14 protein-coding genes are annotated in these 14541 nt (G+C 35.0%); 1 reads left to right on the top strand and 13 read right to left on the bottom strand.

Annotated features, from left to right (window positions below):
* Nucleotides 1-53: 53 nt before the first annotated feature.
* From glyA to A5880_RS14125, 10 genes are all read right to left on the bottom strand, one after another.
* Nucleotides 54-1292, bottom strand: coding sequence for a serine hydroxymethyltransferase (glyA, locus tag A5880_RS14170; protein ID WP_086329671.1), 1239 nt, complete (start codon nucleotides 1290-1292; stop codon nucleotides 54-56).
* Between the two features lie 55 nt (nucleotides 1293-1347).
* Nucleotides 1348-2385 carry an L-threonylcarbamoyladenylate synthase gene (locus A5880_RS14165; protein ID WP_086329670.1) on the bottom strand — a complete coding sequence of 346 codons (1038 nt, stop codon included), beginning with the start codon at nucleotides 2383-2385 and terminating at the stop codon, nucleotides 1348-1350.
* A gap of 2 nt (nucleotides 2386-2387) precedes the next feature.
* Nucleotides 2388-3239, bottom strand: coding sequence for a peptide chain release factor N(5)-glutamine methyltransferase (gene prmC, locus A5880_RS14160; protein WP_086329668.1), 852 nt, complete (start codon nucleotides 3237-3239; stop codon nucleotides 2388-2390).
* A complete protein-coding gene (gene prfA / locus A5880_RS14155; protein WP_086329666.1) occupies nucleotides 3232-4305 on the bottom strand; it encodes a peptide chain release factor 1 in 1074 nt (357 codons plus the stop codon). Before prfA ends, prmC begins: the two co-directional genes overlap by 8 nt.
* 35 nt (nucleotides 4306-4340) lie before the next feature.
* Nucleotides 4341-4937: a thymidine kinase gene (locus A5880_RS14150; protein ID WP_086329665.1), complete on the bottom strand. Its 597-nt coding sequence runs from the start codon at nucleotides 4935-4937 to the stop codon at nucleotides 4341-4343.
* A 245-nt stretch (nucleotides 4938-5182) separates the two neighbouring features.
* Nucleotides 5183-5449: a hypothetical protein gene (locus A5880_RS14145; RefSeq protein ID WP_086329663.1), complete on the bottom strand. Its 267-nt coding sequence runs from the start codon at nucleotides 5447-5449 to the stop codon at nucleotides 5183-5185.
* Nucleotides 5450-5815 carry a hypothetical protein gene (locus tag A5880_RS14140; protein WP_086329662.1) on the bottom strand — a complete coding sequence of 122 codons (366 nt, stop codon included), beginning with the start codon at nucleotides 5813-5815 and terminating at the stop codon, nucleotides 5450-5452.
* Complete coding sequence (locus tag A5880_RS14135) at nucleotides 5815-7047, bottom strand: hypothetical protein (protein WP_086329660.1); 1233 nt, start codon at nucleotides 7045-7047, stop codon at nucleotides 5815-5817. The genes A5880_RS14140 and A5880_RS14135 overlap by 1 nt, the downstream gene beginning before the upstream one ends.
* Nucleotides 7048-7431: a DUF1310 family protein gene (locus tag A5880_RS14130; protein ID WP_086329658.1), complete on the bottom strand. Its 384-nt coding sequence runs from the start codon at nucleotides 7429-7431 to the stop codon at nucleotides 7048-7050.
* A 453-nt stretch (nucleotides 7432-7884) separates the two neighbouring features.
* Complete coding sequence (locus A5880_RS14125) at nucleotides 7885-9402, bottom strand: flavocytochrome c (protein WP_086329656.1); 1518 nt, start codon at nucleotides 9400-9402, stop codon at nucleotides 7885-7887.
* A gap of 276 nt (nucleotides 9403-9678) precedes the next feature.
* On the opposite strand from A5880_RS14125, the gene A5880_RS14120 reads away from it, so the two are divergent.
* A complete protein-coding gene (locus tag A5880_RS14120) occupies nucleotides 9679-11079 on the top strand; it encodes a TrkH family potassium uptake protein (RefSeq protein WP_086329655.1) in 1401 nt (466 codons plus the stop codon).
* Between the two features lie 120 nt (nucleotides 11080-11199).
* Here A5880_RS14120 and A5880_RS14115 read toward each other — a convergent pair whose 3' ends face one another.
* The 3 genes from A5880_RS14115 to A5880_RS14105 all read right to left on the bottom strand — a co-directional run bounded on the left by A5880_RS14115 (nucleotide 11200) and on the right by A5880_RS14105 (nucleotide 14331).
* Complete coding sequence (locus tag A5880_RS14115) at nucleotides 11200-12474, bottom strand: NCS2 family permease (RefSeq protein ID WP_086329653.1); 1275 nt, start codon at nucleotides 12472-12474, stop codon at nucleotides 11200-11202.
* A 235-nt stretch (nucleotides 12475-12709) separates the two neighbouring features.
* The gene (locus A5880_RS14110) at nucleotides 12710-13414 is read right to left on the bottom strand and encodes an ABC transporter permease (RefSeq protein WP_086329651.1); all 705 of its coding nucleotides are present in this window, start codon (nucleotides 13412-13414) and stop codon (nucleotides 12710-12712) included.
* The gene (locus tag A5880_RS14105; RefSeq protein ID WP_086329650.1) at nucleotides 13411-14331 is read right to left on the bottom strand and encodes an ABC transporter ATP-binding protein; all 921 of its coding nucleotides are present in this window, start codon (nucleotides 14329-14331) and stop codon (nucleotides 13411-13413) included. Before A5880_RS14105 ends, A5880_RS14110 begins: the two co-directional genes overlap by 4 nt.
* Nucleotides 14332-14541: the final 210 nt, after the last annotated feature.

Here is a 14541-nt window from a genome sequence, read left to right as displayed (position 1 = left end):
CTTCCTATTGTAAAACAAAAACGAGCGATTGACTAGTCAATCACTCGAAACTTTTACTTATAAAGTGGATATTTTTTTGTTAATTCACTAACAGAGGCACGAACTTCAGAAAGAGTGGCTTCATTTTCGTGATCTTTTAACACTTTAACGATTAATTTAGCTACTTCCACACAATCATCTTCTTTGAATCCTCTAGTAGTGATTGCAGGAGTTCCAATACGAATGCCACTTGTTTTGAACGGACTAAGCTGTTCAAATGGAATCGAATTTTTATTCGCAGTGATATTTACGCTATCCAAAATTGCTTCTGCTTCTTTACCATTTAAACCAAAGCCACTTACATCGATCAATAATAAATGGTTATCTGTTGAACCACTTACTAAACGTGCTTCTGGTGTTTGATTAAAGACTTTTGTCATTGCTTTTGCATTTTCAATAACTTGTTCACTGTATTCTTTGAATGTAATATCTAATGCTTCTTTAAAAGCTACTGCTTTACCAGCGATTACATGTTCTAAAGGTCCGCCCTGAATGCCAGGGAATATATTGCTATTGATTTTTTTAGCTAATTCTTCATCATTAGTTAAAATAAGTCCACCACGTGGTCCACGTAGTGTTTTGTGTGTTGTAGAAGTTGTAATATCAGCGTATGGCACTGGATTTGGATGTAAGCCTGCAGCTACAAGTCCTGCAATATGAGCCATATCTACCATTAATTTTGCGCCAACTTCGTCTGCGATTTCGCGGAATTTTTCAAAATCAATTGTACGAGAATAAGCGCTTGCTCCTGCTACGATCAATTTTGGCTGGTGTTCACGAGCTAAAATGCGTACAACATTATAATCGATCACTTCTGTTGTTGGATCCACACCGTAGCTGACAAAGTTATAGGTTTTCCCACTAAAATTCACTGGTGAACCATGGGTTAAATGTCCTCCCGCAGACAAATCCATCCCTAGAACAGTATCACCTGGTTCAATTAATGAAAGATATGCGGCTGTATTTGCTTGTGAACCTGAATGTGGCTGAACATTTGCAAATTTTGCCCCAAATAATTCTTTCGCACGATCAATTGCTAAATCTTCAACGATATCGATAAACTCGCAACCGCCATAATAGCGTTTGCCTGGATATCCTTCTGCATATTTATTCGTCAAAATACTTCCTTGCGCCGCCATAACCCCTTTTGAAACAACATTCTCTGAGGCAATCAGCTCCAAGTTGTTTTCTTGACGATCGTTTTCTTTTGCAATTGCATCCCATAACTCCGGATCAAATGTTTTATACTCCATTAAACAAGCCTCCATTTCATTTGTTTGTACCGATTGTATCATACTTAAAAGCTCTCTACTCAAAAATCGAATCAATTTTTAGAATTTTTTGATTTGCTGCTTTTTTCAGGCGATTCATGTAAGCGATCCCTAATCCTGTTTCTGGGAAGTTTTGGGCAAAAATCACATCAATATTTCTTTCATCTAATGAGCGGAGTCCAGCAAATAAAAATTTAGTTGCTTGTTCTACGTTACTTTCACCAAATGAAAAAATTTCCTCTACTTTTTCAGAAAACTTCTCACTCAAAATATCATCTACATATAAACCAATTCGTTTATTTTCACTTTTCGCCCATTCAATGGCTTTTTCAACTACTTGACTATCTCCATCGATAATCCATACAGGCACATCTGGTGAGTAGTGTTTATACTTCATTCCTGGCGCTTTTGGTGTTTCCTTCTCACTAATTAGATGTTGATCGACTTTTACCGTCCCAACCACTTCTTCTAATTGTTCTTTGGTGATTGCTCCAGGTCTTAAAATTACTGGTATGCCATCTGCCGCAGTCAAATCCACAACCGTTGACTCCACACCAATTTGTGTTGGCCCATCATCCAAAATCCCTGCAATTTTGCCCTGTAAATCATGGTAAACATGCTGAGCTGTTGTCGGACTAGGTTTTCCAGAGGTATTTGCACTTGGACCAACAATCGGAACGCCTGCTTGATTAATCAAGTCTAGTGTCTGAGCATTATTTGGCATCCGAAACGCGACTGTTTTTAGTCCCCCCGTTACGGTTTTAGAGAATGTATCTGGTTTGACCGTAAAAATCAAGGTTAACGGTCCAGGCCAAAAAGAATCAACTAATTGTTTCGTGTGAACAGGAAAATCGGTAACATATTGTTTGACCATCTCGAAATGACTGACATGAACAATCAGCGGATTATCACTCGGACGACCTTTTACAGCATAGACTTGTTTTACTGCCTGTTCATTAAGTGCGTTTGCTCCAAGTCCATATACTGTTTCGGTAGGAAAAGCAACTAGTGCTCCTTGACGAATCAATGCGGCGGCTGGCTTGATTTCTTTGGCGGTAAATAGTTTTGTCTCCAAGGTTACTTCTCTCCTTCTTTTGATGAAACAATCACCATTCGATCATTTCCTGATAGGTCTTTGGCAATTTCTATTTGTTTTTCTGGAAAGGCTTCTTGAAAAATTTGTTTCACAGCGTTTCCCTGCTGGAACCCAATTTCTAAGTAAATTTTCCCATTAGGATTCAGTAAGTCTTTTGCTTCATGCGCTAATTGCTGATAAATGGCTAGACCATCATTTTCCGCAAATAAAGCTGTTTTTGGCTCAAATGTCCGGACACTTTCATCCATTAACGCCCATTCACTTTTACTAATGTAGGGTGGATTTGAAATTAAGATGTCGATTTTGGCTTCCTTCAATGGTTTTAGACCATCTCCATGAATAAAATGTACCTCTGTTTCTAGAAGTTGCGCATTTTTCCGAGCAATCTGTAATGCTTCTTCAGAAATATCGACTGCTGTTACTTGCCAATTGCTTCGTACTGATTTCAAGCTGATTGCTATTGCTCCTGTTCCTGTCCCCACGTCGACAACAGTGAATGAGTCATTAGGATTTTCTTTTAAACAGCGATCCACTAACTCTTCTGTTTCCGGTCTAGGTATCAAGGTATGCTCGTTGACTAAAAAGCGATGTTCATAAAAATCACTATAGCCTAATAAATACTGCGGCGGATAATTTTCAGCAAGCTTCTTTAAATCCTCGTTGATTTGCTGCTCGTCTTCTGCTGATATCTTCTCTTTTAAATGAAGAAGCCAATCTGTTTTCGTCCAGCCTTTTCTTTCTAAAAAAACAAATAGAATACTGTGGCCTTCTATGCCTTGTTTTTCTAAAAAAGAAGAAGCCCGTTCAAGGACTTCAAAATAACGGTTACCCATTTTGCATCTCTTCTAATTTTGATGTTTGATCGTATAAAACTAAAGCATCAACGATTTCATCTAATTTCCCAGCTAAAATTTGATCTAGTTTTTGGATTGTTAACCCAATACGGTGATCCGTCACACGATTTTGCGGGAAGTTATACGTACGAATTCGTTCTGAACGGTCTCCAGTCCCTACAGCAGATTTACGATTTGCATCATATTCGCTTTGTGCTTCTTGCTGTATTTGGTCGTATACTCGAGCGCGTAAAATTTTCATCGCTTTTTCACGGTTCTTGATTTGTGAGCGTTCATCTTGCATCGCTACGGCAATCCCTGTTGGAATATGCGTTAAACGAACAGCAGAAGCTGTTTTATTGACGTGCTGACCTCCCGCACCACTGGCATGATATATATCGGTACGAATATCTTTATCAGCAAGATCCAATTCTACTTCTTCCGCTTCAGGTAATACGACAACAGTGGCTGTTGAAGTATGGATACGTCCTTGTGATTCCGTAGATGGAACACGTTGTACACGGTGCGCACCACTTTCATATTTTAGTTTAGAGAAAACATTTTCTCCAGAAATCATCATGATCACTTCTTTATAGCCGCCGATACCAGTGATGCTGGCTTCCATGACATCGATTTTCCAGCCTTGAGATTCCGCATATTTTTGGTACATTCCAAATAAATCCCCAGCAAATAACGCTGCTTCGTCCCCACCTGCTGCACCACGGATTTCCATGATAATGTTTTTATCATCATTTGGGTCTTTCGGCAACAGTAAAATTTTAATGCGTTCTTCTAAAACTTCTTTTTCCTTCTTCAACTCTGAAAGTTCTTCTTTGGCCATTTCAGCCATTTCTGCATCTAGTTTTTCACCAAGTAATTCTTCTGTATCTGCGATTCCATCAACAACTTGTTTGTAGCGACGGTATACTTCTACTGTTTCTCTTGTGCTTGCTTCTTCTTTTGATAATTGCATAAATCGTTTCGTATCGCCAATAACTTCTGGATCACTTAATAGCTCACCTAATTCTTCATAGCGATCTTCAATTGATTGTAACTGATCGTACATAGTTGGTTGCTCCTTTTTCTTTAGATAAGTATGGTTTATTTTTCGTTTTTTTCTTGTTCACCATCAATGGGTGGGTGAAAATAGTGATTACGGCATACTGGATAGTAGGCTTCATTGCCTCCAATTTGAACTTGGGTTCCTTCGTAAACCGGTTGACCATCGATATAATGAAGGTTCATTGTCGCTTTTTTATGACAGAACCAGCAAATCGTTTTTAGTTCTTCCAATTTATCCGCATATAATAGTAAATATTTTGATCCTTCGAATAATTCATTACGAAAATCATTTTTTAAACCAAATGCCATTACTGGAATATTTAATTCATCTACTACTTTTGCAAATTCGATCACATGTTTTTTTTCTAGAAATTGTGATTCATCGACCAAAATGCAATAAGGCTGATAGTCCAGTTCTTGAATTAATTCATAGACATTGGTTTCTTTAAAAATAGGGATAGCTTCTCTTCTAAGGCCGATACGGCTTGAAACGATACCAACGCCATCTCTAGTATCAAGTCCGCTTGTCATAATAACAACAGGTTTATCCTGTTCTTCATAATTGTGCGCCACTTTTAGTATTTCAATTGTTTTCCCACTATTCATTGCGCCATATTTAAAAAATAATTGTGCCATTCGTCCGTCGTCACCTTTCGTTTTGCTCCTCTCGTATTTTACTATAAAATTGATGCTTTTTACAGTAGTAAATTTAAAGGTGGTGTATAAAGGGATTTCACCTACCAGAGATTTTCAATTTGAATGAATCGTTTACTTCATTATTAACTCGTCTTAGATAGGCTCCTATAATTTTTTATATTAAGAAAACAAAAAAAGAGAGAACAATCGTAAAAATTATCTCTCTTAGCTAATGGGATATGATTTTATAAGTCAGCGAATTGCTCGGTAGTTTGTTTGAATGTTTGTTCAGCTTGTTTTACCCATTGCCCTTTTGCTGATGTTTTAAAACTGGATAGATAACTGGAACTTGTGCTTTTTAACCCGTTCATCTTTTCTTTTTCCATTTGATCCATCATTTTTTTACGATTTTCAGATGTTGCATGGCTTTGACTAGCTACAAATGTCTGAATCAACTTTTTTTCTAATTCTTTTCGGATATCAGCTAAATTTTCTTTTAGTGCATCTAACATTTATGAATTCCTTTCCTTCCTTGCTTGTAAAATATCCTCTTCATAGGACATTCTTTGTTTTTGATACAAAATTCTTTGTTCTTCTTGCTTATCATCTAATTTATTTAATGTTTTCTTAACAATCATTTGACCTTCTTCTTGTGTTTCTTGAATGAATCTATAGGCTTGTTGCAGGGCTTCTGGCTCAGTAGCTTCTTCTCTTTTGGCCATGTATCTCACAAAATCAGCTAAACTTTCGATTTCTCTACGAAATATTCGATTCTCATTATGTACATCATTAACTGTTTCTTCGATTTGTTGTTTTTCTTTTCTATAGTCTGTTTCTAACGCATCCATTTTTTTAGATAGCTCTTCTTCTTTTTCCATTACATGCTCCTTATCTGATTCGCTAACTCTTGGTCTGTTTCTAATTGTTTCGTAATTGACTCCCCTATTTTCTGTAATAATTTATCATAATTTCGGCTTATCTTTGTAGCTTTCGCTAATTTCTGCTCATATTCACGTACGGGTTCTCTTACGATGCTACTTTCTGTTGCATTTCCTCTAGCTAATGCATCGATACACTCTCCATAAGATAAATGGGAACCTGTATTTTCAGCATTTGATTTGGTTGTTCTCCACAAATCTCCTGCATTTTTGATAGCGTCTGTATACATTTGTTTGAGCTCTGTAATTTCACCACTAATTGTTTGTTTCATCCCTTGGGTGATTGCCATTGCTTCTGATGCATCAAGAAAAATCTCTTCTGATTTAGAAAGACCACCACCGCTTTTCATAAAACTCTTTCTCATCATATCTATTGCAGATAACTGTTGAGTTACCATGTATTTTGCTAGTTGGAGACTGCCTTCTTTTGTAGCCTTAATACTTCCATCTTTATTAAAATCATATCCACCCCACATATGTTGGTCAATGAGTCCTACTTTTTTGGCGTTTACTCTAATAATATTTCCTACTGATAGTTTACCCGAACCATAACCGATTGGAACAAGGTCTTTTGAATCCACATAGTTAAATAATTTGTTTAATTTTGTTAGGGCATCTGCTGTTGCTTGTTGTTTAGGGGATAGAACACCATAAATATTGGGCCCTTCATAAAAAAATCCACCTGCAATACGTAAACTATCTTTATCCGATAAATCTGAAACTGCGTATTGCGCATTCATGGAACCTAATGAGTGTCCATAAACAAATACTTGTGCATTTGGATATAATTCCATGGCATTTTTTAAGGTTTCTGCCGAAGACTGCAATTGTGGCGTTGCTACTGCTCCACCACCATTAGCCACTTGTATTCCTGTTGGAATATCATTTAGCAACCAGTCTTTTGCAGCATCTGATGATAACTCAAAAGAAGAACCACGATAAATTACCGTAACTTCTTTTACTTGATTTCTTTCAGATAAAGGCGAAGTTGGTGATACATAGTTATCTGTAATAACAAATGATTGTTCTCCAGTGGATTTATCATTTACTTGAGATACATAACCTATCTTATTTTTCTCTTTTCCTATTTTTACTGGGTCTGATTCTTTATATGAATTATATTCTTGTTCAGCTATTTCCATTCTTTGTTTATCAGTGTAGTTATTACTCATCTACTTATCCTCCAATAATCTTTCTAAATCAGAAGAATTTCCACCACCTTCATCAGTTAAATTCCCATTTTCATCTTTGTTGAGTGTGAAGAAAATATATAGATTAGATTTTTTATTAGCAAAAAGTGTTACATTTATCCCACCCATAGGATTATGTTTGATACTTTCTTCATCAATTTCATACGATTTGATAATTCCTTCTTCTGTCAGTGCTTTCGGGTCAAGTACTTTTAAACCATTTTCAAATACTTCTTTTGCTTCTTGACTATTCACAATCTTAATCATTTTATCCTCTTGTTTCTTATTGTCTAACATAACTTTCCCTCCAATCCCAATTATAATTATTACAATGATACCTATAACTACTAATAGTTTCTTTTTCATTTTCCACCTACTTTTTTCGTTTACTAAAAGAGTACTTAGTATAATTAAACTTTAATTCTAATTACTATTTATTTTACCAAAAGTACAATAAAATAGATAGGATCGTAATGATGATTGCATTATTTTTGGTGGTATTGCTCTATCTATTCTTATCATTCATCAGAAAAAAAACTTACTATAAAATCGACGCTTTTTACAGTGTTAAAATTAAAGCTGATGTATAAATGGGTTTGTTTGGAAAAATTTTTCTGTATATGTTCTTTTTTATGCAATTTATCATTGTAAACAAATTATATAGATGTATTGTTTACGATCTTTAACAATTTTTCTAGTTATCTTATAGCGTTTGTGACCTAATACCTCAAATGCTTATGTACTTGATAATATATTTTTATTTAATTAAAAAACTAATAGATAGACGCAAGCGTTTATCTATTAGTTCCTTATGTTTATTTATTTTTGTGTAGAAGCAAATGCGGCTGCTTCTGTTCCTGATTGACGACCAAAAATGATGATATCAGCGACAGCATTTCCGCCAATACGGTTTGCTCCATGCAGGCCACCAGTGAGTTCACCAGCTGCATATAAGCCTTTGATCGGTGAACCGTCTTGTTTCAATACTTCTGTTTTCGTATTGATTTTCACACCACCCATTGTATGATGGATTCCAGGTGCAATTTTAATTGCGTAATATGGACCTTTTGATAAGTCGTGATCCATTCCTGTTTTACGTCCGTATTGTGCATCTGATTTTGCTTGAACATCTTTATTCCATTGTTCAAGTGTTTCTTTCAATTTTGCTTCTGGCATATCGATTTTTTTAGCCAATTCTTCAATGTTGCTTCCTTCTACGACAAATCCTTGTTCGTCATAAAAATCGATTGCTTTGGCACGATCGCGAACACCTTGGTCAAAGACTAGGTAAGCTGATTTTTCTGGTAATGCAGTAATTGCAGCAGAGACTTTATCACGTGTATCCATTTCATTAACAAAACGAGTTCCTTCTTTAGAAGCTAAAATCCCACCTTCACCACGGACAACTTCGCCAATTAAGAATGATTTATCTTGTTGAACGGTTGGATGAATTTGAATTTCTTTCATATCTACCGTTGCTCCACCAAGTTTTTCAATCATTTTAATGCCATCGCCTGTTGTTCCTTCTTGATTGGTTGTGACATAGTCTTTTAATTTAGGATCATATTCTTCCAACATTTCTTTATTTGCACCAAAACCGCCTGTTGTAACGATAACAGCATTTGTTTTGATTTCTTTTGTTTCTTCGTCATTTAGTTTGACTTTAACGCCATTTACTTGACCGTCTTTTTCCATTAATTCTGTTACATTTGCGTTAACAAATAGCGGAATCTTCTCTTCTTTGACATTTCTAACAAGTCCATCAACTAAATAACCGCCGATTGCCGAGCCATCTGCTGGACGATGTGTCCGTTTTTCGCTCATCCCTCCAGTAATCGTAAGGTTGCTTAAAACGATTCCTTTGCTGTCTAACCAATCAATCGCATCTGCCGAATGATCGACGAAAAAGCGGAGTAATTCTTTGTCATTTGTTCCTTTTCCACCTTTTAAGGTTTCTTCAAAAAACGTATCGTTGCTATCAGTAATTCCATCTTCTTTTTGAAATTTCGTTTGTGAAGCATTCATTCCTGACGAAGACTTGATTGTATTGCCGCCAGCTACTGGCATTTTTTCTAAAATTACGGGATTCATTCCAGCTTCTTTTGCCTGAAGCGCTGCTGTCATACCCGCACCACCTGCACCAACGATCACAATATCGTATTTATCTTCTAATTCGCTTAAATCAGAATAACCGTTCGCAGAAGCACCTGACGTTGCTTCTGTACTTTCTTTTGATGCTTTAGTGCTTTTGGCTGATTTTTCTTGGTCACTTGTACATCCTACAGCGATTCCTGCAAATAAACTTAATGATAGTAAACTTATGATTACTTTTTTCATTTTTTCCCCACCTCTTGAAAAGTTTAACCAAAACAAACAGTTATTTTCCCTTTATCCACATCATGTGAATTCAATCACATTTATAAATAATATAAAAACATCTAATCAGCACTATAGATGTTACACCTTTGTGATTAAAATAACATGTTCTGTGGGGTTTGTGGTGAATTCTTATTTTTTTTAATCAATTTCTTATTTCTTTTAACGCATCATTCTTTATTTGCCCATCTTTTATTTTCTGCTATACTTGTTTTAATGATATTCAGGAGGTCCATTATGAATCGAATGCGGCTTATTTGGCTGGCTCAACGTAAGGGAAGACGTTTTGTTTCCAATAATTTTTCATCTATTCAAATCATTGTTTCATACTATATTATTATGACGGTAGTTTCTTATTTACTCTTCTGTCTACCTTTTTTTAGAGAACCAGGCTCTCATGTTGGCTTTATTGATATGATGTTTATGGCGATCAGCACAGTCAGTGTGACAGGATTATCTACCTTTGATATCAATTCCGTGTTTAATGATCGCGGGATTATTTTAATGGAGATTCTTTTTCAAATTGGCGGATTAGGAATTATGATGATTTCTACCGCTTTTATTATTCTATCCAAGCGTAGAATTTCTTTAAAGCAGCGTCAATTGATTATGACGGACATGAATCAACCGAAATTAAGCGGAATTGTCCGTTTAATCCGAACGACATTTACAATTATTTTATGGTTTCAGATGATTTTTGGTGCCTTCTTTTCTACTTATTTTTATTTTTCTGGCTATTATAATAGTTGGTCTAAAGCAATTTTCTTTGGTTTTTACCAATCGATTTCTGCTGTTACAAACTCGGGATTTGATGTGACTGGTGACTCAATTATTCCTTTTGCTCATGATTATGTTTTTTTAATTGTAATCATGTTTCTAATTTTTATCGGCGGGATTGGTTTTCCTGTATTGATGGAAGTTCGTGAATGGTTATTTTTTAAGAAGAAAAAAAGAGGATTGCCTTTTCGTTTTTCTTTGTTTAGTAAAATTGCGTTATTAGCCTTTATGATTTTGTTTGTGGGTGGAACACTTTTAATCTATTTATTAGAGAAAGATCATCTATTCTTAGGGATGGATGAGATTCAACGATGGATTACATCCATGTTCTACTCTATGACTACCAGAAATGCGGGATTGCAAATCAATGATTTAGGTGATTTTCAAGTCACTACCTTGATTGTGTTCTCTTTGTTGATGTTTATTGGCTGTAGTCCTAGCTCAGTTGGGGGAGGGATTCGGACAACAACCGTCGCGATTATCGGTTTATACTTATATGCTTTTTTGAAAAGCGAAGATAAGATCAATGTCTTTGGACGACGGATTGATGATGATGATGTGAAAAAATCGATTGTTGTGTTTATGCTTTCATTAATTATGTGTTTCTTTGCCGTATTATTTTTGACAGCTACCGAAGATCATCCATTGATTGCTATCATTGTTGAAGTGGCCTCAGCATTTGGTACAACTGGCTTATCTTTAGGCATTACCTCTGATTTGACTACTGTAGGAAAAGTGATGATTGCTTTATTAATGTTTATCGGTCGAATTGGTATGCTTTATACCTTGATGTTATTTGTTCCAAAAGAAACACGAGATATCGGGTATGAATATCCATCTGAAAAAATTATTATTGGCTAAAAGAGGCGGGACAGAAGCATTCAGCTTATTTCCAAAAGAGTTGCTTCTGTTCCTGCCATTTGTTTTTTTATAGGACTCTTAGCTATAACTTTTAGAGTTATCTCCCACACTCTTTTCATTTTATATCAGTATATTGACAATTAAATAAATCAGAAATAATCCTGAAATCAGCCACATAGGAAATGGAAGTTCTGCTTTTTTTCCTGCAACCCATTTCGTTAATGGATAGGCGACAAAACCAAACGCCATTCCATCAGAAATGTTCATCGTAAATGGAATCAATACAATCATCAGCATAGCAGGAAAATAATCACTGAAATCATCAAAATGCAGTGTTTTGATTTGTTGGATCATTAAAAATCCCGTTATAATAATTGCTGGTGCTAATGCTGAATCCGGAATGTAAGACAAAAAAGGAAGGGCTACTAAAGCAAAAAAGAAGCCAATACCACTCGTAATCGCAGTGAGTCCTGTTTTTCCTCCTTCTTCAATTCCTGTGGCACTTTCAGCCGCTGCTACAGTTGGACTTGTTCCCAGTATACTGGAAAGTAATGTAATAAAACCTGTTATACGATATGCTCGTAAATATTTATTTTCGTCCGCTTCTGGCATCAATCCTTTAAGTAAGCCCATTGATTCAAAAATCAAAATCATGGATAACGCAAATACTCCTAGTAAAAAACTTTTAGAGAAAAATGAACTAAAATCTAATCGCAAAAAAATTTGAGAATAATTTCCTAACCCACTTAAAGAAAAATGTTCTGTGGGCGTAACCATACCAAAGATATTTGCAATCAGAGTCACCGCGACAATCCCTATGAAAAAGCTACCTTGAATCCCTTTGATAAATAAAGTGACCGTCAAAATAAGAGAAAACAACGTCAACAACGTTAAAGTATTATCTAACGGCGCTAACTGTAAAAAAGTATGCTCTCCTCGTAAAATCAAATGCCCTTTTTCCAAACCAATCAACACAAGGAAAAAGCCGATCCCTACAGTAATTCCAGTTTTTAAGGTTTCTGGCACCACTTCTGCAAACAATTTACTTAGCTTTGTAAAAGCAACCAGTAAATAAACAACTCCTGAACAAAAACTAACCGCCAACGCTTGCTGCCAGGTCAATCCTAATGAAAGAACTAAGGTATAGGTAAAAAATGAATTAACACCCATCCCTGTTGTTAAAACGATTGGAGCATCAGCAACTAACCCAATCAAAATCGAGCCAATAATTGAAATAAATATCGTCCCGAAAATGGTTAATTCTTTTGGCATCCCAGCCTCAGCCAAAATGACCGTATTCACCATGATAATGTAAGAAATGGCAAAAAATGAAGTTGTTCCTGCTAGAATTTCCCTTTTTCTGTCTTCTTTTTTAAGCTTTTTCCATTGAAACATGAAAATCCTCCTTGGTAACGGAAAAATAAATCCTTGTTTTTCTATTGATTCTTCCATACCTAATATAATTTTATCTAAGTGACATGCTAGTGTTATGTTATCAGAAAACGCTAACATTCACAACTAACAAGAGATAAGGCTCAAATGATTAAAAGAAACTAGATATAAAAAGCCTTAAACAATCACCATTTTTTAGATAGTTGTTGTTTAAGACTTTTTTTATGTTATTTTCTGTTTAGAGAATATCTTTTCTATCAATTCTGAAAAAGGCAAGATACGCCATCGTAATACCGATAATACATAAAGTAATTGGGACTAGTGAAAACGAAAATGCATTTGAGCTGATGCCATCTCCGCCAACATTACCATTTAATACAAGACTAACAACAACAGCCGAACTAATTGTAACAATTACTGATTTTTTTATCATACCAAAATACAAGGGAACTAATCCGATACAAGCAGTTGTTATTCCACTAAATAAAGCTGTATGAATCAAATAGCTTTTGATCATAGAAAAGTCAATCATTTCTTTAGTAATTTGAAAGGAATTATTTAACAATGTGATCGAGCTAATAAATAATAATTCAGAGAATAAAGTTAGAAACATCGTCATGCCAAAAACAACTAACAACTTTGCCAACATGATTTTTTTTCTGGAGATTGGATATGTAAACAAGATTTTAATTGTGTCTCTTTCAAATTCTTTAATGACCACCTGAGCTAATAAAACCCCCGCTAAAATAGTGAATGATACTCGAATCAGCAGATCTCCTGCCAATAGTAATTCTTTAACCCCATTAAATACTATTTCTCCATTTTCTGCAAAAATCCCCATAGAAGCCGTCATTAAAATAATAACCACGCTGATAATCACCGCACTTAGTGTATACTTTGTAAACTTCATTTTCGCTCTTTCTAGTCTTATCAATTTAATCATCTTTTTTCTCCCTCACTCATTAATTCCATAAAATATTCTTCTAATGTATTTGATTGCTGATCAACGGCTAAAATATCTACGCCATGTAACACTAATTCTCGATTGATCTCTTTTGAATCAACTTCTTGTTCATATATTCTAATTTTAGATGTTGAAATCACTTTAAAATTTTTCAACATCAAGGTTTCATCCAATACTTGAACTGCTTTTTTTACATCACTAACTGTCACTTCAATATATTGAAGATTTTCTTGTGCTAGCATACTTCTTTCGACTTCTCTTACCATCCGACCATTCTTTATAAAGCCAATCGTATCTGAGATCGATTCTATTTCTGATATGATGTGACTAGAGATTAAAATAGTCGTACCTAATTCTTGGTTGATTCGAACTAATAACTCTCTGACTTCACGAATCCCAAAAGGATCTAAGCCATTTATCGGCTCATCTAATAGCAGGATTTCTGGCTGTGTTATCAAAGTACGAGCAATTCCTAACCGTTGTTTCATCCCTAGAGAAAATTCTTTGACTTTCTTTTTTTTAATGTCTTTCAAACCAACAATATCTAGCACTTTATGAATTTGTTCTTTATTATAATATCCACTATACTCACAATGTAAATTTAAGTTTTCCCAAGCGGATAGATGATCGTAAAACACTGGATATTCAATAATACTACCAATTGTCTGTAAGTACTTATATGAGGTTGGCTCAACCACGTGGTTAAACACTTTTACAATACCAGAATCTGCTTTAAGTAAATTTAAAATTATTTTCATCACTGTTGTTTTTCCTGAACCATTAGGGCCTAAAAAACCATAAATACTCCCTTTTTTTATCGTCATTGACACATTGTGCAAAATGTCTTGATCACCTATTTTTTTACTAATTTCCCTTAACTCGATTGCTTTTTCCATTTTTAAACCCCTTTTCTTTAAGCTATACCCTTATTCTACTCAACTTTGCTGATTGTTTATGACTTTTTTCTTACTTTTATCGAAAGAAAAACTTACATTAACATGATTAACTGATTCTACAAAAAAATGAGTAAAACAAAAACGTTCCAGATTTTGTTTTACTCATACATAATCATATAGAAATAGCCTTGTATTTTTCATTGAATGACA

Origin of the sequence: Enterococcus sp. 4G2_DIV0659, assembly GCF_002140715.2 — a bacterium.
Classification (GTDB): domain Bacteria; phylum Bacillota; class Bacilli; order Lactobacillales; family Enterococcaceae; genus Enterococcus_L; species Enterococcus_L mansonii.
Note: the sequence above shows the minus strand (reverse complement) of the source record. Positions and strands in the feature narration are given on the sequence as shown.

Bases quoted from the DNA above. Each gene is read 5' to 3' on its own strand.
- glyA (WP_086329671.1), bottom strand. From the start codon at position 1,292: ATGGAGTATAAAACATTTGATCCGGAGTTATGGGATGCAATTGCAAAA.
- prmC (WP_086329668.1), bottom strand. From the start codon at position 3,239: ATGGGTAACCGTTATTTTGAAGTCCTTGAACGGGCTTCTTCTTTTTTA.
- prfA (WP_086329666.1), bottom strand. From the start codon at position 4,305: ATGTACGATCAGTTACAATCAATTGAAGATCGCTATGAAGAATTAGGT.
- A5880_RS14150 (WP_086329665.1), bottom strand. From the start codon at position 4,937: ATGGCACAATTATTTTTTAAATATGGCGCAATGAATAGTGGGAAAACA.
- A5880_RS14145 (WP_086329663.1), bottom strand. From the start codon at position 5,449: ATGTTAGATGCACTAAAAGAAAATTTAGCTGATATCCGAAAAGAATTA.
- A5880_RS14140 (WP_086329662.1), bottom strand. From the start codon at position 5,815: ATGGAAAAAGAAGAAGAGCTATCTAAAAAAATGGATGCGTTAGAAACA.
- A5880_RS14135 (WP_086329660.1), bottom strand. From the start codon at position 7,047: ATGAGTAATAACTACACTGATAAACAAAGAATGGAAATAGCTGAACAA.
- A5880_RS14130 (WP_086329658.1), bottom strand. From the start codon at position 7,431: ATGAAAAAGAAACTATTAGTAGTTATAGGTATCATTGTAATAATTATA.
- A5880_RS14125 (WP_086329656.1), bottom strand. From the start codon at position 9,402: ATGAAAAAAGTAATCATAAGTTTACTATCATTAAGTTTATTTGCAGGA.
- A5880_RS14120 (WP_086329655.1), top strand. From the start codon at position 9,679: ATGAATCGAATGCGGCTTATTTGGCTGGCTCAACGTAAGGGAAGACGT.
- A5880_RS14115 (WP_086329653.1), bottom strand. From the start codon at position 12,474: ATGTTTCAATGGAAAAAGCTTAAAAAAGAAGACAGAAAAAGGGAAATT.
- A5880_RS14110 (WP_086329651.1), bottom strand. From the start codon at position 13,414: ATGATTAAATTGATAAGACTAGAAAGAGCGAAAATGAAGTTTACAAAG.
- A5880_RS14105 (WP_086329650.1), bottom strand. From the start codon at position 14,331: ATGGAAAAAGCAATCGAGTTAAGGGAAATTAGTAAAAAAATAGGTGAT.